Raw genomic sequence first — 25,523 nt, 5'->3', positions numbered from 1 at the left:
GCCCTCAGTCCCTGCCGGCGGGCTCCGTGGCCAGCAGCGGTCCGAGCGGGCCGAGGTCGAGGTTGAGGTCCTCGGGGGTGAGGTCGTGGCGCCGGCACAGCTCGTCCATCCGCTCGCTGAGCAGCATCAAGGTCAGGCCGACGCGCTCCTCCTGGTCCTCCGTGAGGTCGCCCTGGTCGGCGCGGCGCAGCGCCTGCCGTTCCATGAGCTGGCGCAGCAACTCGACGACGGTGAGCACGAGCCGCATCAGGTCGCGTTCGACGGTGTCGCGGTCGAACTCGAGTCGGGCGTCGCTCATGGCACGTCTCCCGCGGTGACGGAGGTGATCAGCGCGTTGAGGTCGATCCGGACCAGGTCGACGTCGGCGATCCGCAGCGTGAGATGCCCGGAGAGCACGACGCCGCCGGCGAGCAGCCGGTCGAGCAGGTCCACCAGCGCGATGCGCCTCTCCGGCGTCGCGGACGCGGCGGCGCTCCGCGCGGGCACGGGGAACGGCTCGGTCATCGCGCCTCCTCGCCGGCCCGCGCGTCTCCGGCGGAGACGCGGCCGTCCGCCCGGGCCGCGTCGTCGGCACGTGTGCCTCCGGCGGTGACGCGGGCGTCCGTCCGGGACCGGGCGTCGGTGCCGTGCTCGGCTCGGCCGGCCGCTGCCGCGGGGTCGCGTACGCCGGTGTTCTCCCTCGCACCGGAGGAGTCGGCTGACGAGCCGGGAGTCCGTGGGAGGTGGGCGGTGACGCGAGCGCCGGTCCGGGAGCCGTCCGCGGCGCACGCCTCCGCCCGGGGCCGGGGCCTGGCCGGTGTGCCCGGCCGGCTACCGGTCCTGTCGTCCTGGTCCTTCGCCACCCTGACGTCCGCCTCCGCCACCCGGGAGGGGCCGCCGGAAGCGTGGTCGCCGGAGGCGTCCGCGGCGGCGTGGTCCGGGGCGTGGGTGGTGTCGTCCTCCGGCGCCGTTTCGGGGGCCTCGGCGGAGACCTCCGCCGCGTCCGTGGTGAAGGAGTAGGGGGCCCAGGGGCCGGAGAGGGTGATGCGCAGTCCCGTCACCTCGCCCGCCAGTTGGCCGGCGAGTTCGGCGAACTCCGACTCGCGGTGCCGGGGCACCAGGTACGCGGCGTTCAGCAGGTTGCGTCCCGGTTCGCCGGACAGCCTGGCGTCCTGCGGGGGATGCAGCCGGGTGCGTTCGGCCGTGGCGGCGAGCGCCTCGTGCACCTCGCGCGCCGCCGCCTCGGCCAGCCGCCAGGCGTCCTCGGCGCGTTGTCGCTGTTCCCGGCGCCGCCGCAGGTAGTCGCGGCCCGACGCCGGGCGGCCGGCGTCGCCGTTCGCCGGTTCGGCGGCCATGGGGGCGTCGTGGCTGGACGGGGGGTCGACGTTGATCTTCAGGCCCCATTCGGCGCGGCCGTCCAGCCGGGTCACCGCAGTCGCGAAGAGCTCGCGGTGCTCCGCGACCAGCCGCCGCACCCCGGCCGTGCCGCGGCAGACGGTCGCCAGCCGCAGCGGCACCACGCAGCCGGCCGACAGCAGGGCGTCCACCACGTGCTGGTGGTCCCTGGCGGTGCGCTCCAGCCACCGCAGGTCCTCCAGATGCGCGCGCAGCGGCCCCTCGGCGAAGTCCTCCGCGGCCACCGGGCTGACCACGGCGGCCAGTTCGCCCTCCGGCACCGCCCTGACCTGGCCGCCGGCCACCCCGGTCAACAGTTCCGCCGGGTGGGGGTACCTCCCGGGCCCGCCAGGGCCTGGGGGAGGGTCGGCGCCGCCGGCCGGGGTGACGGCGTAGACGTACCACAGGCTCTCGCTCACCGCTCCTCCTCCGACTCCTCCGACGACGGCTCGGCGCGCCGCTCCGTACGGTCCTCGGCCCGCCGCTCCAGGGCGGCGAGCCGGTCGCGCAGGCGCTCGTTCTCCGCCGCGAGTTCCGCCGCGTCGCGTCCCCCGTCGCGGCGCTCCGCCGCGTCGAGTTCCGCCCGGCGGGCGCCGGAGGACAGCGCCGGATCGTGTTCCCACCAGTCGATGCCCATCTCCCGCGCCTTGTCGACGGAGGCGACGAGCAGCCGGATCTTGATGGTGAGCAGCTCGATGTCGAGCAGGTTGATGCGGATGTCCCCGGCGATCACCACGCCCTTGTCGAGCACCCGTTCCAGGATGTCGGCGAGGTTCGCCCCGCCGCCGGGACCGCCCAACGAGCCGGCGCCGGCCACCCCGTAGGGGCCCGGACCGCCGCTCGGCCGCGGCATCGTCGTGGTCATGGCGTCTCCCCTGAGCCCGGGCCCGCGCCCGGCGCGTGGCCGAGGCGGTCGAGCAACTCGTCCTCCCGGCGGTCGAACTCGGCCTCGTCGATCAGGCCGTCGTTCAGCTGCTGCTCCAGGTCGACCAGCTCGCGCTGCACGGCCACGGGGTCGTAGTACCGCCGCTCCGCCTCGTCGACCACCTGGGACAGCACCCACCCGGCGCCCCTGGCGGGCGCGAGCGGCAGCAGCAGCAACTCCCTGAGCAGACCCATCAGGGCCGCTCGCCCTGCGGTGTCAGCTGGGTGCGTGGCGTGCCCGCGGCGTCCACGGTCTCGGACGTCCGCACGAAGCTGTACGGGGGCAGCGCCCCGCTGGTGTGGATCTCCAGATGTGGGCTGGCGTGCTTCACGCGCTCCAGGGCGGCCAGGAAGCGGTCGACGTCGTCGCGCGGGACCAGGAACGACAGGTTCACCAGCCGGCCGGCGCCGACCGGGCCCCAGCAGTGGCGCTCGGCGAACGGGGCCAGCGCCTCCTCCATGGCGTGCGCGTCGCGGATCTCGTGGTCGCGCACCGCCTCGGCGATCAGCTGGCCGAGCTGCACCCGGTCCTGGTAGGTGGCCTCGCCGCCCCGCTGGCGGATGGCCTCGCTCAGCGCCTGGATCTCCGGGTTCTCGGCGAGGATCCGGCGCAGCACGGCCTCCTCCCGGTGCCCGGCCTTGACGTTGTACTCGTCGCGGTCGGCGAGGGCGGCCAACTGCTCCCGATAGAGCTCGGCGTGCTCGGCGAGGGTGGCGCGGATCCGCGAGTCGTCGGCGGACACGCTGCCGAACCGCAGTGGCAGCACCGGCGTGGTCCTCGCGACGGCGGCCAACACCCGCTGGTGGGCGAGCAGATCGCGGCGCTTCGGCCGCAGCCCGGCCGGGCAGTCGCTGACCACCGCGGCCAGGTCTCCCTCGCGCAGCACCCGCACCCGGTGCGGTGGGTCGCCGACGCCGTCCACGGTGCCGGCGCCGCCGTCGCGGTCGGCGCCGGCCACCGGGTCGGGCACCGTGGATCGGGTGATGCCGTAGACGTAGGTGGTCATTCCTCGGGCTCCTTCTCCCGGCGCGACGCGCTGGTGCGGCGGCTGGTCCTGCGGGGCTCCTTCTCCTTCTCGTCCTCGGAGCCGCGACCCGACCGGAACGCCTCGGCCACCGACTCGGCGGCGCCGGACAGCGCCCCCTTGGTCCTGCTGCGCGCGCCGGACTCGTTGGCCTGGCCGAACAGCTCGGGGACACCGGGGTCCTTGTTGGGCCCCGCCTCCAGGTCGAGCCGGTTGCACGCCTCGGCGAACCGCAGGTACGTGTCCACGCTGGCGACGACGACCCGGACGTCGATCTTCAGGATCTCGATGCCGACCAGCGAGACCCGGACGAAGGCGTCGATGACCAGTCCGCGGTCCAGGATCAGCTCCAGGACGTCGTACAGACTGCTGCTGCCGCCGCCTCGGGTCGAAGCGGCCGGGGGATGGGCTTGGGCGACTGCTGTGGTCATGTTGGTGCCTCCTGACACTTCCGTGCGCGTCGGCTATCCGTGGTCGGCCCGGCCACGCTCGTAACGCCGCAGGCGTCGGTAGCCGGTGACCCGTCCGTCGGAGTCGGTCGTGATCTCGTAGCTGGCCATCAGGCTCATCGTGTCCGGGACCCGGGCGAGTTCGGTGACCTCGATCTCGAGTGCCCAGCCGGAGCCGTCGCCCTCCAGGCGGGTCACCGCCTCGGCGCGGAGCCCGGTCAGCTCCGCGAACTCCGCACGAGCCGCGCGCAGCACGTCCACCGCGGGACGGGCTCCGTTCGCCCGGTCCTCGTCGGTCTCTCTTCTTCTCGCAGATGATTTCTCGACCATGAGGCGGGACGTGTTCCTTGTCCGAGGCAGGCGAAACCTCGCCGGTCCACATCGCCGGATCGCCGGCGCGGCGGCCCGTTCGGGGGGCCGGCTCGGTCACAAACGTTTTCCTTCTTTGGACCGCGGTGGTTCGCAAACGCCCGGATCTGGTTAGCCTCTCCGGTCGGGGCCATCTCCCAGGTCCCCAGGGCCTGGGGGCGGTCGGGGCAGCCGGGACACACGAGTGGTGGTCGCATGACGGACGGCGGAGCGGCGGCAGGCTACGAGCACGCGCCGGATCCGGAGCGGGTCGACGTCGAACAGGGCTTCGAACAGGTGTACCGGCAGCACGCGTTAGCGGTGGCGCGCAGCGCCCGCCAGTGGAGCCGGGACGCGCACACCGCCGAGGACCTCGCCGGGGAGGCGTTCGAGCACACCCTGCGGGCGATGCGCGCGGGTGGCGGCCCGCAGACCTCCACGCGCGCGTACCTGCTGACGGTGGTGCGCCGTCTCGGTCACCGGTGGAACGCGCTGGCCGGCCGGGAGCGGCTCTTCGCCGACCTCACGACCGTCGGCTACGGCGAGCCGGGCGTGACGGGCCTTCCGCCGGCCGCTTCTCCGGAGGAGGTGGCCCTGCACCGGGCGGACCAACTCCTGGTCGCCGAGGCGTTCCTCACCCTGCCGGAGCGCTGGCAGCGGGTGCTGTGGCACACCGTGGTGCTGGGCGAGCCGATCGTGCGGGTCGCCCCGCTGCTCGGCCTCACGCCGAACGCCACCGCCGTGCTGGCGCACCGGGCGCGGGAGGGCCTGCGGCGCGCCTATCTGCGGGCGCATGTGCGTCACGCGCCGGGCGGACGGGAGGAGTGCCGGCGCTACGCGGGCCAGCTCGCCGCCTTCACCCGCGCCGCGCGCGGGGACTACCGGACGCTGCGCCGGCACCTGAGGGGGTGTGCGCGCTGCCGGGAGATTCGCCGCGACCTCGCCGACGTGAACGCGAAGCTGCGCGCGGTGGTGCCAGCCGCCCTCGTCGGCTGGTTCGCGGTGGCCCGGCTGACGGGCGTCGGCCAGGCCGGCGCCGAGGCGTCGGCACCCGTGGCGGTGGGGGCCACGGCCGGCGGGATCGGCGTCGGGCTGCTGCCGAAGGTCGCGGTGCTCACCGCCTCCTGCGCGCTGGCGACCGGGCTGACGAACGGGCCGGTGGCGGCGCCGGAGGCGGGACGTCCGGCGCCGCCGAGTTCCACGGTCGAGGACCGCCCGTCGCCGGCTCCCACCAGCCCGGTCCGGGGCAACCCGTCGGACGGCGCGGACGACGGCGGCGCCGGGAACGCGAAGGACGACTCCGACACCCGACCGGGGAGCGGCGGCGCCACCCCCGAACCGTCCCTTCCCGCCGGGGCGTCGCAGGCCCCGGCCGCCGGCGACCACGCGAACGAGCCGCCCGGTCAGGGGAGGCACGAGGGCGAGACGCCGGAGGAGACCCTCGCGGCCGAGGAGACCGTCGCGGCGGAGGAGACCAACGCCGCCGAGGAGAGCGAGAGCGGCGGCGAGAACGGCAGCAACGGCACCGGGGAGGAGAACGGCAACAACGGCACCGGTGGGGAGAACGGCAACAACGGCACGGGCGGCGAGAACGGGAACAACGGCACCGGTGGGGAGAACGGGAACAACGGCACCGGTGGGGAGAACGGCGACGACGGCACCGGCGACGGTGGCGCGGACGACGGCGCATGACACCCAACGCGCGCCGCGCCGCGCAACCTCACCCCAACCCGGGCGGCAGCACCACCTCCGCCGCCTCCCGGTCGGGACGCAGCCCGCGCCACACCGGATGCCGCAGCCGCCCCTCCCGGGTCCAGGTGCGGTGCGCGACCTCCACGACCAGCCGCGGCTCGACCCACCGCGCGCGCCTGGCCTGCGGCGCCGGCACCGGGTTGGCGAACGGGCTCGCCGGCCTGGCCACCTCGGTCAGCCGCCGCAGCAGATCCGCGAGCACCGGTCGGCTGAAGCCCGAGCCGACGTGGCCGATGTAGCGCAGCTGGCCGCGCCCGTCGTGCGCGCCGAGCAGCAGCGAGCCGATGCCGGCGGAGCGGTGGCCATGGCCCGGCTGCCAGCCGCCGACCACGGCCTCCCGGGTGGTGAAGAGCGCCCGCTTGATCCACAGCCGGGTGCGGCGGCCCGGCCGGTAGGGCGAGTCGAGCCGCTTGGCGATCAGCCCTTCGAGGCCGTGCTCTTTGACCACCGAGAGCAGGTCCCGGGGATCGGCGTCCGCGCGGGTGTAGTGCGGCGGGACGGACAGCCCGCCCTCCGGGTCACGGGCCGCCAGGTCGGCCAGCAGTTCGCGGCGCCGCAGGTACGGCTCGTCGAGGAGCCGGCGGTCGTCGAGCAGCAGCAGGTCGAAGGCCAGGTAGCTGACCGGGAAGCGCTCCAGCAGGGTGGGCGTGGGCCGGCGCTGGTGACGGCGCTGGAGCAGGCCGAAGTCCGGGCGGCCCGCCGCGTCGAGCACCACGAGCTCGCCGTCCAGCACCGCGGCCCGGCCGGCCAGTGCGGGCCCCGGCGGGCGAACCAGTTCGGGGTAGGTCTCGGTGAGGTCGTGGCCGCTGCGGCTGCTCAGCCGCACCTCGCCGTCGGCGCCGACCCGCAGGCAGCAGCGGTAGCCGTCCCATTTGTACTCGTACGCCCAGCCCTCGTCGCGGGGCAGTTCGCCGTCGGTCGCCAGTATCGGCGGTACCGGTTCGGGGACGCCGGTCGGCGTGCGCGCCATGTCCTCCTGGCCTCCGTCTCCCGCTCGGCGGTGGGAGACAGTAGACGCGCCGGGGGGCGCGGGACGGACGACGACGGCGCCCGTCCCGCCCAGACCGACCGGGATGGACTAGACCCCGTCATTCCACCCGCAGCGTGACGGGGATGTTGCCGCGGGTGGCGCGGGAGTACGGGCAGGTCTGATGCGCCTGCTCGACCAGCCCGCGGCCCGCGTCGCCCTGCAACGCCTCAGGGAGCTCGACCCGGAGCGTCACGGCGAGCCCGAAGCCCTCGTCGTCCCTGCCGAGCGAGACCTCGGCGGTGACCGCTATGTCCCTGACGTCGGCGCCGGCGCGCTTGCCCGCCGCGGCGAGGGCGCTGGCGAAACAGGCCGCGTAGCCGGCCGCGAAGAGCTGCTCGGGGTTGGTGCCCTCGCCGCTGCCGCCGAGGGACGCGGGCTTGGCCAACCGGAGGTCGAGATACCCGTCCGAGCTGACGGCCCGTCCCTCCCGGTCGGTGGCGGTGGCGGCGGCGGTGTACAGGGCCTCCATGGCGGCTACCTTCCCTCAGTCGTACGTCCCAGCGGATAGCTGGACGATCGGATGGTAACTCTCTTCACTCTTCCAGGCGTATACCTCCCCCTTCAGGATTGGCCGCGAGAAACGCAACACATTTCTATTTCAGGAGTTTCCCAGCATGAAGGAAAGGAGCTCCCCGATGGCAGGTCTCCCGCCCTTCGTGCTTGAGCCCTTCAACGACAGATGCCGCGTCACCTGCGAGGAGAGGGAGCATGTGGTGGTCGGCGTCAGTCCCGGAAACAGCTATTTCCGGGCGGAACTGTTCGCCAGTCTTCTCGGATGGTTGTGTGAGGAATTCCGCCAGGTCGACGTCGTCGTTCCGGACTCCGCCCTGCGGTACACCTATCTCGCCCTGGGCTATTCCGAGCGGCGCGCGGCGAAGAAGGTGCACACGGAGGTCAGCGTGCTGCGCAACCGAGTGGAACGCGGCTGGAGCGCCGGCGGCGGGCGCCGGCCACGGGACGGCGTGTATCTCATGTCCGACCTGGTCGGCCGGGACAGCTACCAGTCCCTGCTGGCCCGGGCCGAGGAGGCGATGGACGGGGACCCGACGCTGCGGCTCACCGGGCTGCGGATGACCCGCGTCGTGCTGCTCTCCCGGGGCCAGGGCGCGGAGCCGACGTCGGGGCAGTTGGAGCAGGGCCTGCGCTATCTCGTGGCCGAGCTGCCGTTCTTCCTCTCCTCGGCCGACATCTTCGGCGTCCCGTCGTCCGTCTGCGTCTACCACCAGGAGGTGCCGCTGGCCGACGTCATCTTCGCCGGCGGCTCGCCGCTGTGTCCCTCGGCGCAGCAGGCGTACGCGGTCGTCCGCGCCGTCGACGCCCCGGGGCGCCGTCCGGAACGGGTCACGGCGTGAGCCGGCGGGAGATCGACGCCGCCGGGCTCCGCGACCCGCACCTGGTGCGCGCCTACACGACGTGCGACACGTTCCTGCGCCGGCACGACTCGGCGTCCCATCCCGTCGCCCGGGTGCTGCTGCCACCGGGCCGCCGCCCGTACTGGGACGCCATCCTCGCCTTCGCCACGCACGTGGGCGACCTGATCGGCGACCCGGACCGCAGCACCGCGGAGCGGCTCACCCGCTACGAGACCTTCGAGCGGGAGTTCCTGCTGCTGCTGGACGGTGAGGACCTTCCGCCCGCCCGCCGACCGGGAGGCGTCGCCACCGGGCGCCCGCCGCCGCCCTTCCTTGGACGTCAACTTGCTTACGCCTTCGAACACTTCGTGCGGACGTGGAACATTCCCCCCGTCTCCGTGCGGCGTTACCTGACCACCGTCCGCAACGATCTGCACGTCACCGAGTACCCGCGCTACGCCGACCTCGCCGGATACGTGGAGGGGGTCTGTGGCCAGGGCACCCGCTGGGGCAACGCGCTCCTCGAACCGTGGCACGAACAGGCGGACCACCACGCGCTGTCCGCCAGCTTCGGGCTGCAGCTCACGGACTACCTGTGGGACCTGCGCGAGGACCTGGCCGACGGCCGCCTCTACCTCCCGCTGGAGGAGCTGCGGTCGTTCGGCCTCAGCCGCACGGACGTGGAACGGGCCGCCCGGGACCGGCGGATGACGCCGGGGCTGCGCGAGCTGGTGGAGTTCCAGACCCGACGCGCCCGGGGGTACATCGCCGACGCGGCCGACTGGTGGCGCCTGGTGCACCCCTCCTGCCGTGAGCTGCCGCGTCAGTACGTCCGGCTCGGCCGGATCGCCCTGGAGCGGATCGAGCGCTCGGGACACGACGTCTTCCTCCCGGTGCGTCGCACCCGGTTCGCCGGGGCCGCCGCCTCCTGCGCCGGATTCGCCGCCGGGTACCTCAGGTCCACGACGCGGCGGCTGGCGGCGCGGTCACCGGTGGCGCGCGTCTACCGAGCGAGATCGGCTCGGCGGTAGCCGTGCGTCGCACGTCGCCGCACCGGGCCGAACGTGAGAACGGGTCGTCGGTTCGTCAACTCCCTTCCACAAATGCCACTTTGCTCGTGCGGATGGGCGATGAGACGGTGAGCGGACTCGGCTCGCCGTTCAATGTCCGGACGTCCAGACTCGTCGGAGAGGGGCGCGACGCGCGGCGGCCACGCGCGTGGATAGGCTCCTGGCATGGACGTGCTCAGTGACGTGCTCGCGGTGATGCGCGCGGGGCGGCCCCTGGCGAGGCGGGCCGGCTGTCAGGCGCCGTGGGGCATGCGCTTCGCGGCGGGCGACGCCGCCACCTGCCACGTCGTGTTGCAGGGCGCCTGCTGGCTGATCCCGCCGCACGGCACCCCGTTGGCGCTCGGCGTCGGCGACGTGGTGCTGATACCGCGCGGCGACGCCCACGCCCTTACCGACCGCCCCGGCGGTTCGCCGGCGCGTCACGTACCCGAACAGGACCAGGACGCGCCGCTCGGCGAGCTGCGGATACCCGGACCCGGCGCCACCACCATTCTGCTGTGCGCCTCCTACCGCTTCGACCACGCCCGCCCGCACCCGCTGCTGCACGATCTGCCCGAGCTGATCCACCTGCCCGACCGGGTCGGCCAACACCCCTCGCTGCGCGCCGCCGTGGAGCTCCTGGGCAGCGAGCTGCGGCAACCCAGGGCGGGTACCGAGGCGGTGCTGCCGGCCCTGGTCGACCTGCTGCTGCTCTACGTGCTCCGCGCCTGGCTGGACGAGCAGTCGAGCCGGCCCGCGCCCGGCTGGGCCGCCGCACTGCACGACCCGGCCCTCATCACGGCGCTCCGGCATATCCACCGACGCCCCGAACATCCGTGGACCGTCGTGGAGCTGGCGACCCAGGCCGGCCTGTCCCGGGCGTCCTTCGCCAAGCGCTTCACGACCGTGGTCGGCCAGCCGCCGCTGACCTACCTCACCTGGTGGCGGATGACGACCGCCGCCGGGCTGTTGCGCGGCTCCGACGCCTCGCTGCGCTCCGTCGCCGAACGCTGCGGCTACGGCTCGGAGTACGCCTTCGCGAAGGCGTTCAAGCGGGAGTACGGCACGGCGCCGGGACAGTACCGGCGGCAGGAACGCGCCGGCGGCACGCGCCGCTGAACCGGCCATGGGCACCGGGAAGTCACCGCACCGGCCCGAGGGTTTCACCGTTCCGTTCCCGGCTACTCGTGGCGCATGGAAGTTGTCAGCCTGGTCCTTTCGGTCATCGCCCTGTTCCTGGTCGGCGCCGTCGGCTACCTGATCTGGCGTCAGCAGCTCAGCGCCCGTGGCACGGGGCCCACGGAGAAGCACCCGCACGACGAGGAGAAGCCGCATCTCTCGTGCGAGTTCGAGAAGAGCGACGAGGCGCACCGCCTCACCCTGCGGCTGGAGTCGGCGCGTCCGCTGACCGCCTGCCAGGTCCGGGTCCTCGACGGCCCCGTGACCTTCACGGACGGCCAGGACGGCGTCACCTCCGCCGACCTCACCCGCGCCGACTACGGCGCCATCGAGCCGGGACCGCCCGCGACGCGCCGGGTGCGCATCAGCGACGCGGTCACCGGCAACGGACACCCGCACGCGCCGCACGAGCACGACGCCGGGCACGGCAACGGGCACGCCGCCGACAACGGGCACGCGCGGATCATGCTCGACTGCACCTCGGGATCCGAGTCCTGGACCGCCGTGCACACCGTGGCGCTGCCTCCCGGGCGGTCCCGCATCCGCTTCATCTGACCGCAGGATCGCAGCGTCCCCGATCTCACCGGCGGCCGATCCGGGGGACGTGCGACCCGCGGCGCACCCGGCTCTCCCCGGACCGGGTGCGCCGTCGGCATCCCGGACCTAGGATGTCCCACGTCCCGCGCACGACGTGCTCATCACGGGGGTGGCGAATGCGACCGCTGAACGCGGCGAACCTCAGGGGCGTCTGGTCCACGGTGCTGCTGCCCGTCGAGCCCGACGAGAGCATCGACTTCGGGCGGCTGGAGGGGGCCCTCGACGCCGTGCTCGGCGCGGGCGTGCACGGCGTCTACACCAACGGCACGGCCGGCGAGTTCCACACCCTCTCCGAACCCGAGTACGACCGGCTGCACGAGCTGGTGGCCGCGCGGTGCGCGGCGGCCGGGGTTCCGTACCAACTCGGCGCCAGCCACCCCAGCGGCCAGCTCAGCCTCGACCGGATCCGCCGCGCCGCCGCGCTGCGGCCCGGCGCGATCCAGGTGGTGCTGCCGGACTGGCTGCCGCTGCACCCGGTCGAGGTGCTGGCCGCGGTGTCCCGGATGGCCGAGGTCGCCGACGGCGTCCCGCTGGTGCTGTACAACCCGCCGCACGCCAAGACCCGTCCCGACGCGGAGCTTCTGGCCCGCCTCTCGGACGAGGTGCCCGCGCTCGTCGGCCTCAAGCTGCCCGACGTGACCGTGGCCAAGGCGCTCACCGAGCGGCTCGCCGTCTTCGTGCCGGGCCACACGCTGGCCACCGCGCACGGCCAGGGCGCGGCCGGGTCCTACTCCAACGTCGCCTGCGTGAGCCCGGCCGGCGCCGTCCGTTGGTACGAGCAGACGCTCGCCGACCCGGCCGCGGCCCGGGAGGTCGAGGCCCGGATCCAGCGCTTCCTGGCCCGGCACGTCGCGCCGCTCGCCGGCGACGGCTACGCCGATCCGGCGCTGGACAAGACGCTGTGCGCGATCGGCGGTTGGGCGCCCGTCGGCACCCGGGTCCGCTGGCCGCACCGTACCGTGCCCGAGGAGTCGGTCCCCGCGCTGCGCGCGGCGGCCGAGCGGGAGATTCCCGAGTTGCTCGTCAGCCCGCTCGGCGACGCAACCTGACTCCTGTGTACTGTCGTCCTGTCCTATGGCGCCGGGGCGAGGCCGACGCGGGGAATATCGGGAGGATGTCGTGGCTGTATCGCTGACCAAGGGCGGAAACGTCTCGCTGACCAAGGAGGCACCAGGCCTGACCGCCGTCACGGTGGGTCTCGGCTGGGACATCCGGTCCACCACCGGCACGGACTTCGACCTGGACGCGAGTGCCATCGCGGTGAACACCGCCGGCCGCGTCTACTCGCCCGGCCACTTCGTCTTCTTCAACAACAAGCAGACGCCGGACAACACGATCGTGCACACCGGCGACAACCGCACCGGTGAGGGCGTCGGCGACGACGAGCAGATCAACGTGAACCTGGCGGGCCTGCCGGCCGACATCGACAAGATCGTCTTCCCGGTCTCCATCTACGAGGCCGAGACCCGCCGGCAGAACTTCGGCCAGGTCCGCAACGCCTACATCCGCATCCTCAACCAGAGCGGCGGCGGCGAGATCGCGCGCTACGACCTGAGCGAGGACGCCGCCACCGAGACCGCGATGGTCTTCGGCGAGCTGTACCGCAACGGCGCCGAGTGGAAGTTCCGCGCCGTGGGCCAGGGCTACGCCTCGGGCCTCGCCGGCATCGCGGCCGACTTCGGCGTCACCGGCTGACCCCGGCTCGGCCCTCGCGGCCGAGCCCACCATCCACGCGGCGACCGTCGCGCCCCGCCCCGGCAGCATGCCGGCGGCCGGGCACCGGCGGTCGCCGTCTGGCGTTTCCGGGGGCGCGCGGGCGTCGTTCGGGCCCGCCCGGATGGCCGCGTGCCGCCGCCGGTGGCGCCATCCGGAGCCACCAGTGCCCAGAATGGCGCCACTCTGGCGCCCGATGGCTCACATCTGGTGCGGCGCGGGTCCCTGACGGACGCGTGGCACGTCGTGGCCCGGTGTCGGACTGGCCCCTCGCCGGGCCCGGCGGCCCATGTCCCGGCGCCGCGTCGCGCCATTCCGGCGCCCGGTGGCGCGCCTTGGCGTCAGGTGGATGCCGCGATGGGGTTGCCATGGCGCCATAGTGGTGCCACTATGGCGCCATGGATCTCACGCCGTACGTCGACAACCTCCGGCACGCGCTCGCGGTCGCCGCCGAGGCCAGCGGCGAGGACGCCCGCGTCCTCGCCGAGCGGCTCACCGGGCCGCTGGACTCCGCGGCCCGGCTCGCGCTGCTCAACGTGCTCTCCGACGCCATGGGGGAGGTCACCCGCGAGCTCGCGCCGGGTTCGGTCGACGTGCGGCTGCGCGGGCTCGACCCCGACTTCGTGGTGACGCCCCCGCCGAGCGGCGAGCCGGGCCGGGCCGACGAGGGGCCGGTCGGGCCGTTCCCTCCATCGCCGCCCGGCCCGCCCGCTCCGCCCGCGCCGCCGGGCCCGCCGGCCGTGCCCGACCTGGACGACGGCGGCACCTCCCGGATCAACCTCCGCCTGCCCGCGCAGCTGAAGCTCCGGGCCGAGGAGGCCGCGGCTCGGGACGGCCTCTCGCTCAACGCCTGGCTGGTGCGCGCCGTCGCGGCCGCCGTGGATCCGGGCGGCGCCGCGGGCCGTCAGGACTGGGACCCCGAGGCCCGGCAGCGCGGCCGCCGGAGCGGCCGGCAGAGCTTCACCGGCTGGGTTCGCTAGGTCCTCTGTCCGGACCCGCGCGCGGCGCCTCGCGCACACCCTCACCACGCCCCACACCACACCCTGCGCCACACGGCGCATCACACGTCCCACCAGCGGGGACGCCCACAAGACCCACGACGACGGGACAGCCATGCCTACGTTCGACACCCCCGAGCCCATCACCGTCACCTTCCACGTCGAGGTCGGGGCCGTGCATCTCGCGGCCGAGGACCGGCGCGACACGGTCGTCGAGGTGCGGCCGCACTCCGACGCCGACGCGACCGACGCGAAGGCCGCCGAGCAGACCCGCGTCACCTACGCCGACGGGGAGCTGCAGATCAGGAGCGGCCGGGGCCGTCCCATCTTCGGCCGGCCCGGCGCCGTCGCCGTGCGGATCACCCTGCCGGAGGGCTCGCAGGTGCACGGCACCACCTCGCTGGTCGACGTGAGCGCCCAGGGCCGGCTGGGGGAGTGCCGGCTGAAGACGGCGGTCGGCCATATCCGGCTCGACGAGGCGGGACCGGTCAGGCTCACCACCCAGCACGGCAACATCGGCGTGGCCCGGGTGACGGGCGACGCGGAGATCGGCAGCGGGATCGGCGAGGTGCGCGTCGGGACGCTGGCCGGCGCCGGAGAGATCAAGAGCACCCAGGGCGACGTGCGCGTGGCGGAGGCCGTTGGCGCGCTCCGCCTGAAGGTCGCCAACGGGAACATCCGGATCGGCCGGGCCCTCGCCGGCGTCGCCGCCACCTCAGCCCGCGGTAACGCGCGGGTGGACCAGGCGGTCCGCGGCGCCGTCGAGCTGGAGACCCGGTCGGGCGACCTGGAGGTGGGCATCCCCGAGGGCACCGCCGCCTGGCTCGACATCGACTCCCGCCTCGGCAACGTGCGGACCACGCTCGACGCGGCCGAGGGCCCGGGCGACGAGGCGGCGACCGTCGAGGTCCGGGCCCGCACCGGCATCGGCGACATCCTGGTCCGCCGCCCGACCGGCGCCTGACCCCCCACCGGACATCCGTCCGCCATCCGCCACCGCGAACCACCCAGAAGGGACAGGGCATGACGGCCCGCACACCACCGGCCGCCCCGCCGCAGGCGATCACCGCGCTCGGGCTGCGCAAGTCGTACGGCGACAAGCGCGTGCTCGACGGCGTCGACCTGCGGATCCCGCGCGGCACGATCTTCGCGCTGCTCGGGCCCAACGGGGCCGGCAAGACGACCACCGTCCAGATACTCTCCACGCTGATCTCCGCCGACGCTGGCCACGCGCAGGTCGCGGGGCACAGGCTCGACGAGGATCCGGACGCGGTCCGTGCCGCGATCGGCGTCACCGGCCAGTTCTCCGCCCTGGACAACCTGTTGACCGGCGAGGAGAACCTGCTGCTGATGGCGGATCTGCACCATCTCGACCGCGCCGAGGGCCGGCGCCGTACCGCGGGACTGCTGCGCCGGTTCGAGCTGACGGACGCCGCCGGCGTCACCGCCGCCACCTACTCCGGCGGTATGCGCCGCCGCCTCGACCTGGCCATGACGCTGGTCGGCGAGCCGAGCGTGATCTTCCTCGACGAGCCGACGACCGGCCTCGACCCGCGCAGCCGCCGCACCATGTGGCAGATCATCAGGGAGCTGGTCGCCGACGGCGTCACCGTCTTCCTGACCACGCAGTACCTGGACGAGGCCGACGAACTCGCGGATCGCGTCGCGGTGCTCGACGACGGCCGGATCATCGCCGAGGGCACCCCCGAGGAGCTCAAGCGGCGGATCCCCGGCGGGCATATCCAGCTGCGGTTCGGCGACCCGGACCGGCTCGCCGCGGCGGCGGCGCTGTTCGCCCTGCCGGCGTCGCGGGACGAGGCGTTGAGCCTGCGGATCCCCAGCGACGGCGGCATCCCCGCGCTCCGGACGCTGCTCGACCGGCTCGACGACGCCGGCATCGAGGCCGAGGAGCTGACGGTGCACACCCCCGACCTGGACGACGTCTTCCTCACCCTCACCGGCTCCGACAGCGCCACCGACAGCGCCACCGACAGCGCCACCGACAGCGCCACCGACGGTGCCTCCGACAGTGCCACCGACCACGCGAAGGACTCCGCGCGATGAGCACCACCTCGTACGCCATGCGCGACGCGATGACCATGCTGCGGCGCAACCTCAAGCACGCCAGGCGCTACCCGGAGCTGACCGTCTCGGTCGTCGCCATGCCGATCCTGATCCTGCTGATGTTCGTCTACGTCTTCGGCGGCGCGCTCGGCGAGGGCATCGCCGTGGCGGGCGCCCCGGGACTGGCCGACGGCGACGACTACATCGACTACATCGCCCCCGGCATCATCCTGATGGCCGCCACGTCCGGGGCGATCATCACCGCCGTCTCGGTGTGCACCGACATGACCGAGGGCATCATCAACCGCTTCCGCACCATGGCGATCTCCCGCACCTCCGTGCTCACCGGACACGTGGTGGGCAGCATGATCCAGACCATGGCGAGCCTCGTCCTGGTGGTGGCGGTGGCGCTGCTGGCCGGGTTCCGACCCAACGCGACGCCCCTCGAATGGCTCGCCGCGATCGGCATCCTGGTGCTGCTCACCTACGCGCTGACCTGGCTCTCGGCGGCGATGGGCCTGACCGCCAAGACCGTGGAGACGGCCAGCAACCTGCCCATGCCGCTGCAGTTCCTGCCGCTGCTCGGCAGCAGCGTCGTCACGCCGGAGTCGATGCCGACGGGCGTGCGCCTCTTCGCCGAGTACCAGCCCTTCACGCCCGTCAACGAGACGCTCCGCGGGCTGCTGATGGGGACCGAGATCGGCCTCAGCTGGCTGGTGGCCCTGGGCTGGGGGGTGGGCCTCGGTATCGCCGGCTACCTGTGGGCGCGGGCGGTGTTCCGCCGCGAGGTGACGCGCTGAGCCCGACCGGCCGGCCGGGCGCGCGCCCGGCCGGTCACTCCGCGAGCCGGTGCACCACCACGACGCCCCCGTGCGCGGGCTGGTCCAGGCGCTGGTCGTCGGTCCGCACGTACTCGTCGACGAGCGCGAGCAGCCGGCGGTCCAGCTCGGCCGCGTCCTCGGGGGAGAGGTGCAGCGCGAACCTGACGAACGTGCCGACCGACTCCGGGCCCGCCGCGTGCAGTTCCTCCCGCAGCGCGTCGAGCGGCGCGTCGATCGACGCGAACCCGTCCGCCTCGGGCTCCGCGCTGGCGGCGGCTCCGCCCGGGCCCACCCCCGGACCGCCGGGTCCGGGCGGCAGATCGTCCAGCCACCAGGTGCGGGGCCGGGCCCGGTAGGGCTTCTCCAGCGCGCCGCTCTCCCCGGCCCGCACCGGCGCCTGCTCCAGCAGACCCGCCTCGGTCAGCTGGCGGACGTGGTAGAGCACGGTGCCGGGATCACGGCCGAGCCGGTCGGCCAACTGCTTGTTGGTCAGCTCCCGCTGCCAGCACAGCCGCAGGATGCGCAGCCGCAGCGGATGCCCCAGCGCCTTCGCCTCGCGGGCCGTGGCCCGTCGTCGTCGCGGCGTCGTCGCCGCGCCCTGGTCGTCCATGGAACCAGGCTAGCCGGCCGATGGATCCGTACCCACCGATGGAGTTTTCCCCATCGATGTGCCATTCTCCATGGATGGCGAGCGCGGAGCGCGGGCTGGGTCCCGCCTACTGGTGGGTGTGGACCGCCTCCGCCCTGTCCAACCTGGCGGACGGCGTGTTCAAGGTCGCGGTGCCGCTGCTGGCCGTCGGCCTCACCCGGTCCCCGACGCTGATCGCCGGCCTGACGTTCGCCTTCACGCTGCCCTGGTTGCTCTGCGCGCTGCCCGCAGGCGCGCTCGCCGACCGCCTGGACCGGCGCCGGCTGATGGTCGGCGCCAACGCCGTCCGCGCCGCCCTGCTCGCCACGCTCGTGGCCCTGGTCTCCCTGGACGCGGACTCGATCGCCGCGCTGTACGCGGTCGCGCTCTGCGCCGGCACGGCGGAGACGGTCCACGACACCGCGGCCCAGTCGCTGGTGCCCCGGTTGGTGCCGCGGGACCGGCTGCCGCGGGCCAACGGCCGGCTGTTCGCCGCCGAACTGACCGCCAACGAGTTCGTGGGTCCGCCGCTGGCCGGGCTGCTGGTGGTGGCGGGCGCGGCGGTGGCCCTGGGCACGCCGGCCGCGCTCTGGGCCCTCACGCTGCCGGCCCTGCTCCTGATGCGCCCCCCGCGGCGGGCCGATCGCTCCCCGGAGCCGGACGAGACCCGGCCGGGGACGCTGCGCGCCGACATCCTGGAGGGACTGCGCTTCCTGTGGGGCCACCGGTTGCTGCGCACCTTCGCCGGCATGGTCGGGGTGTTCAACTTCGCCAGCAGCGGCACGCAGGCCGTGCTGGTGCTGTACGCGGTCGGGCCGGCGTCGCCGATGGGCCTGAGCGCCGAGTCCTACGGCTGGTTGCTCAGCACCGTCGCCGCCGGCAGCCTGCTCGGCTCGTTCCTCGCGGAACCGGCGGAGCGACTGCTCGGCCGGACCCGCGCGCTGGTCGTCTCGCTGGCCGCCGCCGCGCCGCTCGTCGGCCTGCCGGCCGCGACGGCCGACCCGTTCCTGGTCGGCGCGGGCTTCCTGGTCGGCGGCGCCGGGCTGGTCGTGGCGAACGTGCTGATGGTGTCGCTGCGCCAGCGGGCCACGCCCGACCGGCTGCTCGGCCGCGTCAACAGCGGATACCGGCTGGTCGCCTGGGGCGCCAAGCCGCTCGGCGCGCTGGCCGGCGGCGTGCTGGCCCAGCTGCTCGGGCTGCGCGCCGTCTTCCTGGTGATGGGCCTGTTGGCGCTCGCCGTCCTCGCCGGCCTGATCCGGGTCACCGACGACGCCCTGGCCGCCGCGGAACGCTCCGCCGACCGGGCCTGACGGCACCGGGCCCGCCGCCGGGCGGGTGACGTGCGGACGCCGTTCGGGTGGGTCTCGACGCCGCCACGGCGCGTCGGCTCCGCCGCCGACCCATACCCACAACATCAGGTTGTCCTCTCGTATGTCTGTGGGGTCGCGGCATGGGACACGTCCGATGTTGAGGAAGGTCTCGCCCGAGGCCAGGGAGCCCGCGCGCGATCCGGCGGCACCGCGGTCCCGGAACACGCAGGACCACGGGTTCCGGCCGGACATCGAGGGCCTGCGCGCCGTCGCGGTGCTGCTCGTGGTGCTCTGCCACGCCGGGGTCGGCCGGTTCGCCGGCGGCTACGTCGGCGTGGACGTCTTCTTCGTCATATCGGGCTTCCTGATCACCTCGCTGCTGGTCCGTGAACTGGCCGCGACCGGCTCGCTCTCGATCCCGCGGTTCTACGCCCGCCGGGCGCTGCGGCTGCTGCCGCTGTCCACCCTGGTCGCCGTCGTCACGCTGGCCGGCGCCTGGCTGTACCTGTCGAAGGTGCGCTTCACCGAGTACGCCTCCGACGCGCTGAGCAGCGTGCTGTACCTCGTGAACGTCCGGCTGGCGAGCACCGGCACGGACTACCTGGCCGAGGGCGCCCCGCCGTCCCCGTACCGCCACTACTGGTCGCTGGCCGTGGAGGAGCAGTTCTACCTGCTGTGGCCGCTGCTCCTGCTGCTCAGCTGGCGGCTGGTCCGGCGGTGCGGGCGGCTCCCGGGCCTCAGGGCCCGCGGGACCGGTGGGCTGCTCGCGGTGCCGCTGGCCGCGCTGTGCCTGGTCTCGCTGTGGCTGAGCGTCACCGTGACGCCGGAGTCCGCGCCGTGGGCGTACTTCGGCGCCCACACCCGATTCTGGGAGTTGGGCGCCGGCGCCCTGCTCGCGCTGCTGGCCGACCGGCTGCGCCGGCTGCCGGCGCCGGTCGCGGCGGCGCTGAGCTGGATCGGCCTGGCCGCCATCGCGCTGGCCGCGGTGCGCTTCGACGAGCGCACCCCCTTCCCCGGACACCACGCCCTGCTGCCGGTGCTCGGCGCCGTCCTCGTGGTGGCCGGCGGCTGCCGGCGCACGTCACTGGGCGCGGGACTGCTGCTCGGCCGGTGGCCGATGGTCCGGATCGGGGCGCTGTCCTACGGCTGGTACCTCTGGCACTGGCCGCTGCTGCTGGTCGGGCCCGCGGCGCTCGGCCGGACCGGGTCGGTCCGGCTGTCCCTGCTGCTCTGCGCCGTCGCGCTGGCCCTGGCCTGGGTGACGTTCCACCTGGTGGAGAACCCGGTGCGGTTCCATCCCCGGCTCCGGCAACGGCCCCGCCGCTCGCTGACGGTGGGCCTCGGCCTGTCGGCCGGCGCCGCCGCGCTCACCCTGGTCGCGGCGGCCTTCCCGCCGCCCATCGCCGCCGCCGGGAAGGTCCCGGCGTTGCGGGGCGCCCTGACCAGCGCCGCGGACCCGCGGGCCGCGCTCGCCGACCTGCTGGAGACGGCGGACGACCAGCTGCCGGGCAACCTCGACCCGTCGCTGCAGGAGATCAAGGCGGGACGCTCCCAGGTCTACGACGATGGCTGCCACGTCAGCTACCGCGGCACCCGCTCCCCGTCCTGCGCCTACGGCGACCCCGCCGCGGACCGGACCGTGGTGCTCCTCGGCGACTCGCACGCGGCCCAGTGGTTCCCGGCGCTGGAGCGGCTCGCCGAGGAGAACGGCTGGCGGCTGTACTCGCTGACCAAGGCGGCCTGCAAGATAGCCGACCTGACCACCGTCAAGCTCGGCCGGGCCTACGCCTCCTGCGACGCCTGGCGGGAGGACGCGCTCGACCGGATCGAGACGCTGAGTCCTGAGCTGGTGCTCGCCTCGGCCTCCGACGCCGGCCGGGCGCTGCGGCCGGCCGACGACCCGGACCGGCAGTGGGCCGACGGCTACGCCGAGACCTTCCGCCGGCTCGCCGCGACCGGGGCCGACGTCGCCTACCTCCTCGACACGCCGTGGCCGAAGTCCGACGCGGTGGAATGCGCCGCCGCCCACCCGTTGGCGCTCGACCGTTGCGCGCACGGGCTGCCCGAGGCGTTCCGGGATCCGGACCGCAGGGCGGCGATCGCCGACGCGGGCCGCGCGTCCGGCATCCTGCTGGTCGATCCCGCCCCCTGGCTGTGCGTCGAGGCGGGACGTTGTCCGCTGGTGGCCGGCAACACCTTCGTGTACCGGGATGCCAACCACATCAGCGAGGCGTACGCCGAGGCCCTCGCCCCGGTGCTGGGCGCGCAACTCGCCGAGCTCCTCGGCCCCGGGTGGGCGCCGGGGACCGGGCTGCCGGTGGCCGAGTCCTCGTAGCCGGACTGCCGGTGCGCCCGGTGGGGTGGTCGGGGGCCACCGGGCGCGGGTGGGGCGTGGCCTACAGGCCGTCGGCGACCATGGCCTCGACGATCTCGACGTGCCGGTCGGCGTTGGTCTGGCTGAACTCGTTCTCGTAGTTGAGCCCGTAGGGCCAGAAGTGGCCGCCGCCGCAGGAGATGCTCGCGCCGGAGCCGTCGTACTGCCGGACGAGCGTCGTGGCCTGGGCGCCGCGCCAGGTGCCGCCGCTGGACAACGAGCCCCAGCTGCCGCTGGTGCCGACGCCGATGGTGTGGGCGATCTCGTGCAGGGCGGTCCGCTCGGTCATGTAGGCGCGGTTCCCGAAGCGGATGGTGCCGTTGATGTTGCCGTCAGCGGTGGGGACGCCCGGTTCGTAGTGGACGGTGATGGACTTGCCCAGGTCGCTGAGGTTGTTGTAGCGGGCCACCGCCGCGTTCATGGCGGAGGTGATGAGGTCGTACGCCGCCAGCTGGTCCTGGGTGGGGTTCTGGGCCCTGACCAGGGTCCAGCTGATGCTGGCGACCGCCGTCCGGTCCGGTGCGGCGGCCGGGGCCGCGGCGGCGGTGGGCGTGGCGTGGGCCACGCCGGGGACGGCCAGCACGCCGGCGGCCAGCACGGCCACGGCCAGCCGCCTTCGGCGGGAAGGAAGCATGTCGGATCCTCCTGGGGTGTGGGGATGCACGTCCGTCGAGATGGCACGTCCATGACATCTCGACGGATGTTCGACTCTGTGCGAACACCACCAGAGCCCACCCCCGTCCGTCTGTCAACCAGGCGTGCAGCAGGGCCACTTGGCGGGACCGCGCCCCGGCTCGGATGCCACGGAACCGCACATCCGCCGGCCCGCCGGGGATTGTCAGTGGAGCCCGCCATGCTGGTGTCCAAGATCGAGGAGATGCCCGGCGGGTGCGACCGCCGGGGTGTGGGCGTGGGCAGGAGGCCGATGGTGGCGAGCGGGGAGTGGGGCGCGGCGGAGGCCGCGTGGGCGGAGCGCAGCGCGGTGCGGGTGGTGCCGCCGGTCCGGCCGCGGAAGCTGGCGAAGGTGCCCTTCGTGGAGCTCGCGGACGGCCGGTTGCGGGGCGTCGTGTCGAGCGGTTCCGACATCGCCCGGGTGTACGTGTCGTCGATCGCGGCGCGCACCCACGACTTCAGCTGCGGCACGAACAACAATCGGCCCTGCGGCGGGCTGTCCGCGACGCCGTGCAAGCACCTGCGGGCGCTGGTCGACGAGGCGGTGCTGCAGTACGGCAGGGACCGGGTCGCCCGGTACCTGCACGTGACGGCCGGCGAGGACGAGGACCTGGTGCGCGCGCTGCGGGGCTCCCGGGTGTCGGCACCGGCGGCCGTCGTGTTCAGCCGGTTCCTGCGCCATCTGGCGTACCTGGAGCTGCCGGACACCGGCGCGCCGGTCCCCGAGCTGCAGTGGTTCCCGGCGACGGGGGCGGTCAGCTGATGCTCGGCATCCAGCTCGCGGAGCTGCTCGACGCGGAGCCGCCCGGGGTCGACGAGGCGCTCGGCCTGGTCGCCGGCCTCGACGACGCGCTGGGGCACGGCCTCGGCCGGCTCGGGCCGGAGTCCGCCGCGGCGTTGGCCGACCTGGCGGGCGCGGTCGCCACCGCCCCGCTCGGTCCCGCGGCGGCCGAGGCGGCGGAGAAGATCGCCGCCGGATCGCCGACCGAGGAGCATCTGGCGGCCCTGGCGGGCGCCCGCACCGCCCTGCTCGGAGCCGTGCACGACGCGCTGCTCGGCACGCTGGACGCGGCGCTCGGCCGCGACCGCGAGCCGTGGCGGCAGCCGCCGTCCGAGTCGGTCCGGCGCTCCGGCGGGCCGCTCGCCGGCAGCCGGTCGTGGCTCGGCGAGTTGGCCATCGGCGGCTGGCGGGGCGTCGGCCACGACCTGGTCGCCGCCGCCGACCCGACCATCGAGGCGCTGCTGGCCGAGCCCGACCGGCGCCGGCTCGCGGTGCTGCTCGACGGGCTCGCGGGAGAGCTCCGCGCCTGCGCCCCGGTCGGCGCCATGGACCGGCTGCCCGGCCGGCGTTGGGCCGACCTGTGGTCCCGGGCGCTGCTGCTCTCCCAGGACGGCGCGGCTCCGGACGGCTCGGTGGGGGGCGAGCCGGCGGACCCGGTGTCGGGCCGGCTGCTGCCGCTCGGCGTGGACGTGCACGAGCACGGCACGGCCGTGCAGGCCCAGCTGCACGCGGTGCTGGAGCCGGCCGGTGGCGCGCCCGCGCGGCTGGTCCGCGCGAGCGTGGGCGCGGCCAAGGTGGACACCATCGTCGGGCCCGCGGTCTGGCGGCTGCTGCACCGGCACCCCGCGCTGCTGGCCGCGCTGGCCGAGCACCGCGCCCTGGACATCGCCGACATGCCGCTGCTGGCCGGCGGCGACCTGGTGTGGCGGGACGACCTGGCGACCGCGGGGGAGCCCGCCGACGCCTTCGCCACCGCCCGGGTCGCGCTCGCCGGCGCCGTCGCCGGTCCGGTGCCGCCGCTGGACCGACACCCGGTGCGCATCGCGGAGCCGGTGTTCGTCGAGGGATACGAGACGGACGGCGCGTCGCTGCTGCTGGACGGCCGGTCCCTCGCGTTCGACCTGGACCGGCTGCCGGCCTGCGGGCCGCTGACGCCGCAGCTGGTGGCCGCCTCCACGGCCTGCGTCGGGCTGCTCCGCTGGGACGCCGGCCGCTGGGCGCTGCAACCCCTGGCGGTCCAGGCGACGGTGAAGCGCCGGCAGGTGGCGGCGCACGGCGGGGACTGGGCGCTGGGCGTCACGGATCCGAAGATCGCGAAGGCGGAGGCCAGGGCCGGCGACGCGGTCGCGGTACTCCGCGAACGAGCGGGACGGCTGCTGCGGAAATGACCCACACCAGGACGAACGCAGCGAGTGCCGCCCCGATCGGCGGCCCGGCGCACGCCCCGACCGACGGCCCCAACGGTGGCCCGGCGCACGCCCCGACCGAGAGTCCGGCGAACACCGCGACCGATGCCACGAGCGGCGTTCCGACGAACACCCCAAGTGGCATCCCGGCGCGGGCCCCGGCGGACGCCCCGATCGGTGGCCCGGCGCGTGGCCCGGAGGCAGGCGCCCAGAAGGACACTCCGACCGGCGCCCCGACCGACGCCCTGGCCGGCGACCCGGCACAGGACCGGTCCGCCGCGAACCGGCGGCAGGTGCTCTACTGGCGGCTGCTGGCCCGCCTGTTCGACCCCGAGGAGCAGCCGGCCCTGGAGGCCGGCAGCGTGGCCGTCGTCGAGGACCTCGGCCTGCCTCCGGCGCTGCTCGACCCGGCGGTGTCGGTGGACACCCTGGTGCAGCGCTTCCCCGACCTCGCCGACGAGTTCCGCGGCCTGATGACCCCCGGCGGCGGCAACGGCGGCGGCCGGGAGCCCGCCGGGGACCGTCCCGGCGACGCCGGGCCCGCGCCCGGCGCGGAACCGGAGGCGGAAGCCGCCCCGGTTCCCCGGGCCGCCTCGGAGCCCGCCGCGGGTCCGTCCACCCCGGAGGGGCCAGCGGACCCGGAGCGACAGGTGCGGCGGGCGGCCCTGGCGTCCAAGCTGCTGCTCAACGTGTTCGCGACCGGCGGCGGCGACGTCACCGCCACCCGGCTGTCCGACTGGCAGCGGGACGCGGACTGGTGCCGGCAGGCGTTCGGCGAGGGGGGCGCGGGGCAGCTGGCGGGGACGCTGTCCGAGCTGGAGAGCGACCTCGTCTCCCGGATGCGGCTGCGCGAGGTCCTCGCCGACCCGGCGCTGGCCACCCAGCTGACGCCGAGCATGTCCCTCATCGAGCAGTTGCTGCGGGACAAGGCCAACCTCTCGGGCGTGGCGCTCGCCAACGCGAAGGCGCTGATCCGCCGCTTCGTCGACCAGGTCGCCGAGGTGCTGCGCACCCAGGTGCGGCAGACCAGCGCGGGCACCCTCGACCGGTCGGTGCCGCCCAAGCGCGTGTTCCGCAACCTCGACCTCGACCGCACCATCTGGAAGAACCTCACCAACTGGAGCCCGGAGGACCAGCGGCTCTACGTGGACCAGCTGTACTACCGGCACACCGCTAAGCGGACCACGCCCGCCCGGATGATCGTGGTCGTCGACCAGTCGGGCTCGATGGTCGACTCCATGGTGAACTGCACCATCCTGGCGTCGATCTTCGCCGGGCTGCCCCGGGTGGACGTCCACCTGGTCGCGTACGACACCCGCGCGCTCGACCTCACCCCCTGGGTGCACGACCCGTTCGAGGTGCTGCTGCGCACCAGGCTCGGCGGCGGCACCGACGGGACCGCCGCCATGGCCCTGGCCCGGCCGAAGATCTCCGACCCGCGCAACACCGTGCTGGTGTGGATTTCCGACTTCTACGACAACCGGGCCCTGATGACCGACTTCGAGGCCGTGCACCGCTCCGGGGTGAAGCTCATCCCGGTCGGCTCGGTGAACAGCTCGGGGCGCGCCAGCGTCGACGGCTGGTACCGCCAGCGGCTCAAGGATCTCGGCACGCCCGTGATCTCCGGACACATCCGCAAGCTCGTGTTCGAGCTGAAGAACTTCCTCGCCTAGGAGA

At 74.4% G+C, this 25,523-nt stretch carries 28 protein-coding genes; 16 read left to right on the top strand and 12 right to left on the bottom strand.

Going from position 1 to position 25,523, the window contains the following annotated elements; genetic code table 11:
• Positions 1 to 4 precede the first annotated feature (4 nt).
• From ABGB06_RS04655 to gvpO, 8 genes are read right to left on the bottom strand one after another with little or no spacing between them, the layout of a single operon-like run.
• Positions 5 to 298, bottom strand: coding sequence for a gas vesicle protein K (locus tag ABGB06_RS04655; RefSeq protein WP_347585563.1), 294 nt, complete (start codon positions 296 to 298; stop codon positions 5 to 7).
• Positions 295 to 504 (bottom strand): gas vesicle protein, encoded by a 210-nt coding sequence (locus ABGB06_RS04650; protein ID WP_347585561.1) that lies wholly within the window; start codon positions 502 to 504, stop codon positions 295 to 297. Before ABGB06_RS04650 ends, ABGB06_RS04655 begins: the two co-directional genes overlap by 4 nt.
• Entirely contained in the window at positions 501 to 1,793 is a 1,293-nt protein-coding gene (locus ABGB06_RS04645; protein ID WP_347585559.1) for a GvpL/GvpF family gas vesicle protein, read from the bottom strand. Before ABGB06_RS04645 ends, ABGB06_RS04650 begins: the two co-directional genes overlap by 4 nt.
• Positions 1,790 to 2,239, bottom strand: a complete 450-nt coding sequence (locus ABGB06_RS04640; protein WP_347585557.1) for a gas vesicle protein — start codon at positions 2,237 to 2,239, stop codon at positions 1,790 to 1,792. Before ABGB06_RS04640 ends, ABGB06_RS04645 begins: the two co-directional genes overlap by 4 nt.
• A complete protein-coding gene (locus ABGB06_RS04635) occupies positions 2,236 to 2,493 on the bottom strand; it encodes a gas vesicle protein GvpG (RefSeq protein WP_347585556.1) in 258 nt (85 codons plus the stop codon). The genes ABGB06_RS04640 and ABGB06_RS04635 overlap by 4 nt, the downstream gene beginning before the upstream one ends.
• Positions 2,493 to 3,305 carry a GvpL/GvpF family gas vesicle protein gene (locus ABGB06_RS04630; protein ID WP_347585554.1) on the bottom strand — a complete coding sequence of 271 codons (813 nt, stop codon included), beginning with the start codon at positions 3,303 to 3,305 and terminating at the stop codon, positions 2,493 to 2,495. Before ABGB06_RS04630 ends, ABGB06_RS04635 begins: the two co-directional genes overlap by 1 nt.
• On the bottom strand, positions 3,302 to 3,754 hold the full coding sequence (locus ABGB06_RS04625; RefSeq protein ID WP_347585553.1) for a gas vesicle structural protein GvpA: 453 nt from the start codon (positions 3,752 to 3,754) through the stop codon (positions 3,302 to 3,304). Before ABGB06_RS04625 ends, ABGB06_RS04630 begins: the two co-directional genes overlap by 4 nt.
• A 33-nt stretch (positions 3,755 to 3,787) precedes the next feature.
• Positions 3,788 to 4,102: a gas vesicle protein GvpO gene (gvpO, locus tag ABGB06_RS04620; RefSeq protein WP_347585551.1), complete on the bottom strand. Its 315-nt coding sequence runs from the start codon at positions 4,100 to 4,102 to the stop codon at positions 3,788 to 3,790.
• A 234-nt stretch (positions 4,103 to 4,336) separates the two neighbouring features.
• On the opposite strand from gvpO, the gene ABGB06_RS04615 reads away from it, so the two are divergent.
• Entirely contained in the window at positions 4,337 to 5,812 is a 1,476-nt protein-coding gene (locus tag ABGB06_RS04615; RefSeq protein ID WP_347585549.1) for a sigma factor, read from the top strand.
• Positions 5,813 to 5,840: 28 nt separating this feature from the next.
• Here the strand turns inward: ABGB06_RS04615 and ligD are convergent, their stop codons facing one another.
• Positions 5,841 to 6,842 carry a non-homologous end-joining DNA ligase gene (gene ligD / locus ABGB06_RS04610; protein WP_347585547.1) on the bottom strand — a complete coding sequence of 334 codons (1,002 nt, stop codon included), beginning with the start codon at positions 6,840 to 6,842 and terminating at the stop codon, positions 5,841 to 5,843.
• A 118-nt stretch (positions 6,843 to 6,960) separates the two neighbouring features.
• Positions 6,961 to 7,371: an Ohr family peroxiredoxin gene (locus ABGB06_RS04605; protein ID WP_347585545.1), complete on the bottom strand. Its 411-nt coding sequence runs from the start codon at positions 7,369 to 7,371 to the stop codon at positions 6,961 to 6,963.
• 166 nt (positions 7,372 to 7,537) lie between these two features.
• Between ABGB06_RS04605 and ABGB06_RS04600 the strand changes: the two genes are divergently transcribed.
• The 10 genes from ABGB06_RS04600 to ABGB06_RS04555 all read left to right on the top strand — a co-directional run bounded on the left by ABGB06_RS04600 (position 7,538) and on the right by ABGB06_RS04555 (position 16,654).
• Positions 7,538 to 8,254, top strand: coding sequence for a tRNA-dependent cyclodipeptide synthase (locus tag ABGB06_RS04600; RefSeq protein WP_347585544.1), 717 nt, complete (start codon positions 7,538 to 7,540; stop codon positions 8,252 to 8,254).
• Positions 8,251 to 9,285, top strand: coding sequence for a squalene/phytoene synthase family protein (locus ABGB06_RS04595; protein ID WP_347585542.1), 1,035 nt, complete (start codon positions 8,251 to 8,253; stop codon positions 9,283 to 9,285). Before ABGB06_RS04600 ends, ABGB06_RS04595 begins: the two co-directional genes overlap by 4 nt.
• A gap of 204 nt (positions 9,286 to 9,489) precedes the next feature.
• Positions 9,490 to 10,422, top strand: a complete 933-nt coding sequence (locus ABGB06_RS04590; RefSeq protein WP_347585540.1) for an AraC family transcriptional regulator — start codon at positions 9,490 to 9,492, stop codon at positions 10,420 to 10,422.
• A 75-nt stretch (positions 10,423 to 10,497) separates the two neighbouring features.
• Complete coding sequence (locus ABGB06_RS04585; RefSeq protein WP_347585538.1) at positions 10,498 to 11,037, top strand: hypothetical protein; 540 nt, start codon at positions 10,498 to 10,500, stop codon at positions 11,035 to 11,037.
• Between the two features lie 158 nt (positions 11,038 to 11,195).
• A complete protein-coding gene (locus ABGB06_RS04580) occupies positions 11,196 to 12,128 on the top strand; it encodes a dihydrodipicolinate synthase family protein (protein WP_347585537.1) in 933 nt (310 codons plus the stop codon).
• Positions 12,129 to 12,198: 70 nt separating this feature from the next.
• Positions 12,199 to 12,774: a TerD family protein gene (locus ABGB06_RS04575; protein ID WP_347585535.1), complete on the top strand. Its 576-nt coding sequence runs from the start codon at positions 12,199 to 12,201 to the stop codon at positions 12,772 to 12,774.
• Positions 12,775 to 13,190: 416 nt separating this feature from the next.
• Positions 13,191 to 13,772, top strand: a complete 582-nt coding sequence (locus tag ABGB06_RS04570) for a toxin-antitoxin system HicB family antitoxin (RefSeq protein ID WP_347585533.1) — start codon at positions 13,191 to 13,193, stop codon at positions 13,770 to 13,772.
• 133 nt (positions 13,773 to 13,905) lie between these two features.
• A complete protein-coding gene (locus ABGB06_RS04565) occupies positions 13,906 to 14,754 on the top strand; it encodes a DUF4097 family beta strand repeat-containing protein (RefSeq protein WP_347585531.1) in 849 nt (282 codons plus the stop codon).
• Between the two features lie 59 nt (positions 14,755 to 14,813).
• Positions 14,814 to 15,854 carry an ATP-binding cassette domain-containing protein gene (locus ABGB06_RS04560; protein WP_347585529.1) on the top strand — a complete coding sequence of 347 codons (1,041 nt, stop codon included), beginning with the start codon at positions 14,814 to 14,816 and terminating at the stop codon, positions 15,852 to 15,854.
• Positions 15,851 to 16,654, top strand: a complete 804-nt coding sequence (locus ABGB06_RS04555) for an ABC transporter permease (RefSeq protein WP_347585527.1) — start codon at positions 15,851 to 15,853, stop codon at positions 16,652 to 16,654. The genes ABGB06_RS04560 and ABGB06_RS04555 overlap by 4 nt, the downstream gene beginning before the upstream one ends.
• 34 nt (positions 16,655 to 16,688) lie before the next feature.
• Here ABGB06_RS04555 and ABGB06_RS04550 read toward each other — a convergent pair whose 3' ends face one another.
• Complete coding sequence (locus ABGB06_RS04550; protein WP_347585525.1) at positions 16,689 to 17,285, bottom strand: winged helix-turn-helix domain-containing protein; 597 nt, start codon at positions 17,283 to 17,285, stop codon at positions 16,689 to 16,691.
• A gap of 74 nt (positions 17,286 to 17,359) precedes the next feature.
• Between ABGB06_RS04550 and ABGB06_RS04545 the strand changes: the two genes are divergently transcribed.
• Together ABGB06_RS04545 and ABGB06_RS04540 are read left to right on the top strand one after the other, a co-directional pair.
• Positions 17,360 to 18,613: an MFS transporter gene (locus tag ABGB06_RS04545; protein ID WP_347585523.1), complete on the top strand. Its 1,254-nt coding sequence runs from the start codon at positions 17,360 to 17,362 to the stop codon at positions 18,611 to 18,613.
• A 154-nt stretch (positions 18,614 to 18,767) separates the two neighbouring features.
• Positions 18,768 to 20,948 carry an acyltransferase family protein gene (locus ABGB06_RS04540; protein WP_347585521.1) on the top strand — a complete coding sequence of 727 codons (2,181 nt, stop codon included), beginning with the start codon at positions 18,768 to 18,770 and terminating at the stop codon, positions 20,946 to 20,948.
• Positions 20,949 to 21,009: 61 nt separating this feature from the next.
• On the opposite strand, the gene ABGB06_RS04535 is transcribed toward ABGB06_RS04540, so the two are convergent.
• On the bottom strand, positions 21,010 to 21,621 hold the full coding sequence (locus tag ABGB06_RS04535) for a hypothetical protein (RefSeq protein WP_347585519.1): 612 nt from the start codon (positions 21,619 to 21,621) through the stop codon (positions 21,010 to 21,012).
• Positions 21,622 to 21,912: 291 nt separating this feature from the next.
• Here ABGB06_RS04535 and ABGB06_RS04530 point away from each other — a divergent pair, with 291 nt between their 5' ends.
• Genes ABGB06_RS04530 through ABGB06_RS04520 form a run of 3 tightly spaced genes read left to right on the top strand, consistent with a single transcriptional unit; the run spans position 21,913 to position 25,519 of the window.
• Positions 21,913 to 22,422, top strand: coding sequence for a hypothetical protein (locus ABGB06_RS04530; protein ID WP_347586537.1), 510 nt, complete (start codon positions 21,913 to 21,915; stop codon positions 22,420 to 22,422).
• On the top strand, positions 22,422 to 23,828 hold the full coding sequence (locus ABGB06_RS04525; protein WP_347585517.1) for a hypothetical protein: 1,407 nt from the start codon (positions 22,422 to 22,424) through the stop codon (positions 23,826 to 23,828). The genes ABGB06_RS04530 and ABGB06_RS04525 overlap by 1 nt, the downstream gene beginning before the upstream one ends.
• Positions 23,825 to 25,519 (top strand): VWA domain-containing protein, encoded by a 1,695-nt coding sequence (locus ABGB06_RS04520; RefSeq protein ID WP_347585515.1) that lies wholly within the window; start codon positions 23,825 to 23,827, stop codon positions 25,517 to 25,519. The genes ABGB06_RS04525 and ABGB06_RS04520 overlap by 4 nt, the downstream gene beginning before the upstream one ends.
• Positions 25,520 to 25,523 lie beyond the last annotated feature (4 nt).

The organism is Streptomyces sp. B6B3, assembly GCF_039871525.1.
Taxonomy (GTDB): domain Bacteria; phylum Actinomycetota; class Actinomycetes; order Streptomycetales; family Streptomycetaceae; genus Streptomyces.
This window is presented reverse-complemented; position numbering and strand designations above follow the sequence as displayed.

What these genes read in the sequence shown, in the direction of transcription:
- ABGB06_RS04655 (WP_347585563.1), bottom strand. Translation starts at nt 298, where the DNA reads ATGAGCGACGCCCGACTCGAGTTCGACCGCGACACCGTCGAACGCGAC.
- ABGB06_RS04650 (WP_347585561.1), bottom strand. Translation starts at nt 504, where the DNA reads ATGACCGAGCCGTTCCCCGTGCCCGCGCGGAGCGCCGCCGCGTCCGCG.
- ABGB06_RS04640 (WP_347585557.1), bottom strand. Translation starts at nt 2,239, where the DNA reads ATGACCACGACGATGCCGCGGCCGAGCGGCGGTCCGGGCCCCTACGGG.
- ABGB06_RS04635 (WP_347585556.1), bottom strand. Translation starts at nt 2,493, where the DNA reads ATGGGTCTGCTCAGGGAGTTGCTGCTGCTGCCGCTCGCGCCCGCCAGG.
- ABGB06_RS04630 (WP_347585554.1), bottom strand. Translation starts at nt 3,305, where the DNA reads ATGACCACCTACGTCTACGGCATCACCCGATCCACGGTGCCCGACCCG.
- ABGB06_RS04625 (WP_347585553.1), bottom strand. Translation starts at nt 3,754, where the DNA reads ATGACCACAGCAGTCGCCCAAGCCCATCCCCCGGCCGCTTCGACCCGA.
- gvpO (WP_347585551.1), bottom strand. Translation starts at nt 4,102, where the DNA reads ATGGTCGAGAAATCATCTGCGAGAAGAAGAGAGACCGACGAGGACCGG.
- ABGB06_RS04615 (WP_347585549.1), top strand. Translation starts at nt 4,337, where the DNA reads ATGACGGACGGCGGAGCGGCGGCAGGCTACGAGCACGCGCCGGATCCG.
- ligD (WP_347585547.1), bottom strand. Translation starts at nt 6,842, where the DNA reads ATGGCGCGCACGCCGACCGGCGTCCCCGAACCGGTACCGCCGATACTG.
- ABGB06_RS04605 (WP_347585545.1), bottom strand. Translation starts at nt 7,371, where the DNA reads ATGGAGGCCCTGTACACCGCCGCCGCCACCGCCACCGACCGGGAGGGA.
- ABGB06_RS04600 (WP_347585544.1), top strand. Translation starts at nt 7,538, where the DNA reads ATGGCAGGTCTCCCGCCCTTCGTGCTTGAGCCCTTCAACGACAGATGC.
- ABGB06_RS04590 (WP_347585540.1), top strand. Translation starts at nt 9,490, where the DNA reads ATGGACGTGCTCAGTGACGTGCTCGCGGTGATGCGCGCGGGGCGGCCC.
- ABGB06_RS04585 (WP_347585538.1), top strand. Translation starts at nt 10,498, where the DNA reads ATGGAAGTTGTCAGCCTGGTCCTTTCGGTCATCGCCCTGTTCCTGGTC.
- ABGB06_RS04580 (WP_347585537.1), top strand. Translation starts at nt 11,196, where the DNA reads ATGCGACCGCTGAACGCGGCGAACCTCAGGGGCGTCTGGTCCACGGTG.
- ABGB06_RS04570 (WP_347585533.1), top strand. Translation starts at nt 13,191, where the DNA reads ATGGATCTCACGCCGTACGTCGACAACCTCCGGCACGCGCTCGCGGTC.
- ABGB06_RS04565 (WP_347585531.1), top strand. Translation starts at nt 13,906, where the DNA reads ATGCCTACGTTCGACACCCCCGAGCCCATCACCGTCACCTTCCACGTC.
- ABGB06_RS04560 (WP_347585529.1), top strand. Translation starts at nt 14,814, where the DNA reads ATGACGGCCCGCACACCACCGGCCGCCCCGCCGCAGGCGATCACCGCG.
- ABGB06_RS04555 (WP_347585527.1), top strand. Translation starts at nt 15,851, where the DNA reads ATGAGCACCACCTCGTACGCCATGCGCGACGCGATGACCATGCTGCGG.
- ABGB06_RS04550 (WP_347585525.1), bottom strand. Translation starts at nt 17,285, where the DNA reads ATGGACGACCAGGGCGCGGCGACGACGCCGCGACGACGACGGGCCACG.
- ABGB06_RS04545 (WP_347585523.1), top strand. Translation starts at nt 17,360, where the DNA reads ATGGCGAGCGCGGAGCGCGGGCTGGGTCCCGCCTACTGGTGGGTGTGG.
- ABGB06_RS04540 (WP_347585521.1), top strand. Translation starts at nt 18,768, where the DNA reads ATGTTGAGGAAGGTCTCGCCCGAGGCCAGGGAGCCCGCGCGCGATCCG.
- ABGB06_RS04535 (WP_347585519.1), bottom strand. Translation starts at nt 21,621, where the DNA reads ATGCTTCCTTCCCGCCGAAGGCGGCTGGCCGTGGCCGTGCTGGCCGCC.
- ABGB06_RS04530 (WP_347586537.1), top strand. Translation starts at nt 21,913, where the DNA reads ATGGTGGCGAGCGGGGAGTGGGGCGCGGCGGAGGCCGCGTGGGCGGAG.
- ABGB06_RS04525 (WP_347585517.1), top strand. Translation starts at nt 22,422, where the DNA reads ATGCTCGGCATCCAGCTCGCGGAGCTGCTCGACGCGGAGCCGCCCGGG.
- ABGB06_RS04520 (WP_347585515.1), top strand. Translation starts at nt 23,825, where the DNA reads ATGACCCACACCAGGACGAACGCAGCGAGTGCCGCCCCGATCGGCGGC.